Genomic DNA, 4,264 nt, shown 5'->3' with positions numbered 1-4,264 from the left:
AACGAGAAATTTTCATCACGTATGCGTGAGCCAGGGGTTCATGCCTGATTCTACAAAGATATACTTTTCAAAAATCAAGCAGTTTCGGGAAAGGGGTTAAGAAAACAGATCCTTTAAGCCTCAGCCGAGATTTGAACTCGGGACCTTGTCCTTACCAAGGACACGCTCTACCAGCTGAGCCACTGAGGCACGGATGCATTACAATATAGAGTATATCCGGTATAAAAAAGTGTTGATAGTTCCAGATGCGAGATCAAATAATAAAAAAAGTATATTCGGGACATATGCCTCACAAATAGGGACGTATTGCAGAAATACTTGATCTCACCGCGTCAATGCCCTCGACCTCGATCACAGGCGTGATGCCGTTCTGTCCGACCGTCGCCATCACCGCGGCGAAATCGATGGTGCCCGACCCGATCGCCGAGTGGGTGTCCGCTGTCCCGTCATTGTCATGGATGTGGATATGATCGATCGGCACCTGCAGGAACGCGGGAAGACATCCCATGATATGGGCGTGGCCGACGTCGAGGGCAAAGCCCGCGCCGTCGGGGAGGGGGAGTTCGTCCGGAGTCTGGAGGAAGAAAAATTCCCAGGCCATATTCTCCACCGCATACCTGACAGACCGCTCTTCTGCCGCCGCGGAGAGGTGGGCAAGGGAACGGGCAAACTGCCTCTTCGCCCTCTCCCTGTCGGCCGCCCAGGCAAAGTAGCCCGGATGGACCACCACGTCGGCGTCCACCTCCGCGGCGATGGAGAAGCAGTCCTCGATCACCCTGACGCTCGCCTCTCTGATCGGTTCGAGGGTGCTTGCGATATTGACGCTCCGGGACGGCGCGTGGATGGAGTACCGGAGGTCGTAGGAGAGGAGGGGTTCGGCACTCTCGATATAGTGGCAGCCGTCGTCCATCACCTCGACATAGTCGGTCAGTTCGGCGATCTGCTCAAGGGCTGCGGGGAGAGGAAGGGAGTGGAGCGCGTAGGTGGAGACGCCATACATGAGAGAGCATTAGTCCTGAGGTTCATAAAACGCTTCCCGCACCCTGCGGCAACAGGTGGTTTCTTGCCCGTCCGCGCCCATACTCCCCCGGTGATTCTGCAATGCCCTATCGTCATCTCTTCGGCCCGGTCCCGTCGCGGCGACTCGGGGTATCCCTCGGCATCGACCTGGTGCCCCTGAAGACCTGTTCCTACAACTGCGTCTACTGCGAGTGCGGGCCGACGACGGCGCTCACCACCGAAAGAAAGGAGTACGTCCCGACCGGGGACGTGATCGCAGAACTCCGGTCCTATCTCTCGACCTCGCCCCGTCTCGACTACGTCACCCTTGCCGGGTCGGGGGAACCGACCCTCCACACCGGGATCGGGGAGATCATCAGGACGGTCAAATCCGAGTTTCCCACATACCGCGTCGCCGTCCTCACGAACGGCAGTCTTCTCCCCGACCCTGACGTGCGGCGCGCCCTCCATGATGCAGACCTCGTCGTCCCGACGCTGAACGCCGTCTCCGACGCACCCTTCAGGAAGATCTGCAGGCCGCACAGGAGCATCTCACCTAAAACCCTGATCGGCGGCCTCATCGCGTTTCGCAAAAGTTTTTCCGGGGAGATCTGGCTCGAAGTCTTCATCGTCCCGGATGTCAACGACGACGACGCGGAGGTCAGGAAGATCGCCGAGGCGGTGCGGGAGATCAGGCCGGACCGCGTCCAGTTGAACACCCTCGACCGCCCCGGCGCCGCCGCCTGGGTGCGTCCTGCCGACAGCCAGACACTCGAACATATCGCTTCCCTGATCACGGCGGCGCCTGTCGACATCGTCGGCGGCCTCGGGTCACGGGGTGAGATCGACAGTTTTCACCAGGAGAGCGCCGACACTATCCTGGCGCTGGTCAGGCGGCGGCCCTGCACACTCGACGACCTTGCACGGGCCACAGGCATGCACAGGAACGAGATCGGAAAATATCTCCAGTACCTCCTGGAAAACCATCTCATCGAAGCAAAAAGAGCGGAAAGAGGAATTTTTTTCCTTTCCGTGTCATGACTTCCTGATGTGCACGTCCATCTGCGGGAAGGGGATCTCGATCCCTTCCTCCCTGAACCTCTCGTCTATCCTCGTGTTGATGAAGTCCTGCACGTCCCAGGCCATATTGAAGGCCTTCGCCCAGACGACGAGGGTGAAGTTGAGGCTCGAGTCGGCGAACTCCAGGAAATAGACAGTCGGTGCGGGGTCGTTGAGCACGTACTCGGAGCGCTCGACCGCCTCGTTGGCGATCTCAAGGAGGATCTCCTTCACCCTCTTGACGTCCGAGCCATAGGCGACAGAGACCGGGATCTTGATCTTCAGCCGCACCTCGGGGAGGGCGTAGTTGATGATCACAGAGTTCGCGATCTTGGAGTTCGGGATGGTGAGGAGCTGGTAGTCGAGGGTCTGGATGCGGGTGCTCCTCGGGCCGACGCTGATGACGTCCCCGAGGTAATTGTCGATCTTGATCCGATCACCCATCTTGAAGGGCTTATCCATCACGATCAGCGCACCGCCGAAGAAGTTGGAGAGGAGGTCCTGGGCGGCGAGGGCCACGGCGACACCGGCGATCCCGGCACCGGCAAGGAGGGGCGTGATGTCGATATCGAGGGTGCTCAGGATGAGCAGGAAGGCGATGAACCAGATGACGTACTTCACCGCGATCTCAAGGACGTCGATGATCCGGTCGTCGACCTCGCTCTCTGTCCGCGAGGCCATCCACCGCCCGTACAGGTGGATGAAGTTGTACGAGAAACTCGAGGCCACCCAGGCCCCGATGATGATGTAGAAGGCATTGAGGTACTTCGAGTCGAGGATGTACTCGTACTTCGGCGGGATGATGCCCGACGAGACGATGGCGAGGTACACCGTGACGACGAGGATGGTGATGATGAGGGGTTTTCCCGTCGCCGCAACGAGGATGTCGTCGATCTTCGACTCTGTCTTTTCCGCGCGTTTCAGCAGCCAGTGATACAGCCAGTACAGGACCACCGATCCGATGAGCCCCGCAAAGAGGAGAAGAACAGCGTAGAGGGGGTCGCCCATAATGAGTACACTTATGCGGGGGTACACGTATTAACTATGAGGATTCCATGGCAACAGGAGACGAACTGAAGGCTGCGCTCCACGAGATCGTGGACCGTAACTATACGTTTATGCACATCTGCGGCACGCACGAGGCTGCCATCGCCAGATCAGGTTTGCGCAGTGTTCTTCCTGAAAACCTGCACATCGTGATGGGGCCGGGGTGTCCTGTCTGTATCACGCCGCAGGGAGAAATCGACGCCGCCCTTGAGTTTGTCGAGAAAGGGTGCATCGTCGCCACCTACGGCGACCTCCTCCGGGTTCCGGGCACGAAGGGCTCTCTTGAGTCCTGCGGTGGGGACGTGCGCGTGGTGCAGGGCATCCACAAGGCCGTCGAGATCGCGGAGAAGACCGATAAGGAGGTCGTCTTCATATCGGTCGGCTTCGAGACGACTGTCCCGACGGTCGCCGCGACCATCCTCTCCCACCCGCCCGAGAACTTTTCCATCCTCTCCTGCCACCGCCTCGTCCCGCCGGCGATGCAATGGCTCCTTGAACAGGGCGAGGCCTCCCTCGACGGCTTCCTCCTTCCGGGCCACGTCTGCGTGGTGGCGGGATACGAAGAGTACGAGCAGTTCCCGGTGCCGCAGGTGGTCGCCGGTTTCGAGCCCGAGGACATCCTCCTCGGCCTCCTGATGCTCGTGAAGCAGGTGAAGGAAGGGCGTCACGAGGTCGAGAACGCCTACCCGCGTGCGGTCTGCCGTGAGGGGAACACGAAGGCGAAGGCGCTCATCTCCGAGGTCTTCGACACGGTCGATGTCGAGTGGCGGGGTTTCCCGGTGATCCCGAAGTCAGGGCTCTGCCTGAAAGACAAATTTTCCCAATATGATGCCAGAAAAAAATTCGATATCGAGATCAAGCACGTCGAGAAGGTCTCGGGCTGCATCTGCGACCGCGTCCTGCGCGGGATCGCACAGCCGACCGACTGCAAACTCTTCGGGAAGGTCTGCACCCCGAGGACGCCGGTCGGCCCCTGCATGGTCAGCCACGAGGGCGCCTGCAAGATCTGGAACCTCTACCATGTCCGTCATCTCTGATGGCGGCGCAATCATTTTTATACCCGTCTGACCAACATATACAGGCCTGTCCCGGTAGGGTAGTGGACATCCTGAAAGCCTCCGGAGCTTTCGACCCGGGTTCGAATCCCGGCCGGGGCGTT

At 59.6% G+C, this 4,264-nt stretch carries 4 protein-coding genes and 2 tRNA genes; 3 read left to right on the top strand and 3 right to left on the bottom strand.

Annotation, left to right across the window (positions count from 1 at the left end; all coding sequences use genetic code 11):
- Positions 1-116 precede the first annotated feature (116 nt).
- Together PHP59_RS11570 and PHP59_RS11565 are read right to left on the bottom strand one after the other, a co-directional pair.
- Positions 117-189 (bottom strand) — tRNA-Thr (locus PHP59_RS11570).
- A 100-nt stretch (positions 190-289) separates the two neighbouring features.
- The gene (locus PHP59_RS11565) at positions 290-1,000 is read right to left on the bottom strand and encodes a sugar phosphate isomerase/epimerase (protein WP_300167159.1); all 711 of its coding nucleotides are present in this window, start codon (positions 998-1,000) and stop codon (positions 290-292) included.
- A gap of 101 nt (positions 1,001-1,101) precedes the next feature.
- Here PHP59_RS11565 and PHP59_RS11560 point away from each other — a divergent pair, with 101 nt between their 5' ends.
- A complete protein-coding gene (locus PHP59_RS11560) occupies positions 1,102-2,040 on the top strand; it encodes a radical SAM protein (RefSeq protein WP_300167157.1) in 939 nt (312 codons plus the stop codon).
- On the opposite strand, the gene PHP59_RS11555 is transcribed toward PHP59_RS11560, so the two are convergent.
- Positions 2,035-3,066, bottom strand: coding sequence for a mechanosensitive ion channel family protein (locus PHP59_RS11555; RefSeq protein WP_300167155.1), 1,032 nt, complete (start codon positions 3,064-3,066; stop codon positions 2,035-2,037). The two genes, PHP59_RS11560 and PHP59_RS11555, sit on opposite strands and share 6 nt — an antisense overlap.
- Before the next feature lie 47 nt (positions 3,067-3,113).
- Between PHP59_RS11555 and hypD the strand changes: the two genes are divergently transcribed.
- On the top strand, positions 3,114-4,142 hold the full coding sequence (gene hypD / locus PHP59_RS11550) for a hydrogenase formation protein HypD (RefSeq protein WP_300167153.1): 1,029 nt from the start codon (positions 3,114-3,116) through the stop codon (positions 4,140-4,142).
- Between the two features lie 48 nt (positions 4,143-4,190).
- A tRNA-Arg gene (locus PHP59_RS11545) sits at positions 4,191-4,262 on the top strand.
- The last annotated feature ends 2 nt before the right edge of the window (positions 4,263-4,264 follow it).

Source organism: Methanofollis sp., assembly GCF_028702905.1.
Taxonomy (GTDB): domain Archaea; phylum Halobacteriota; class Methanomicrobia; order Methanomicrobiales; family Methanofollaceae; genus Methanofollis.
The sequence above is the reverse complement of the archived record's forward strand: the minus strand, read 5'-3'. Positions and strand labels throughout refer to the sequence as shown.

Coding starts and splice junctions, on each gene's coding strand:
- PHP59_RS11565 (WP_300167159.1), bottom strand. CDS start 1,000: ATGTATGGCGTCTCCACCTACGCGCTCCACTCCCTTCCTCTCCCCGCA.
- PHP59_RS11560 (WP_300167157.1), top strand. CDS start 1,102: ATGCCCTATCGTCATCTCTTCGGCCCGGTCCCGTCGCGGCGACTCGGG.
- PHP59_RS11555 (WP_300167155.1), bottom strand. CDS start 3,066: ATGGGCGACCCCCTCTACGCTGTTCTTCTCCTCTTTGCGGGGCTCATC.
- hypD (WP_300167153.1), top strand. CDS start 3,114: ATGGCAACAGGAGACGAACTGAAGGCTGCGCTCCACGAGATCGTGGAC.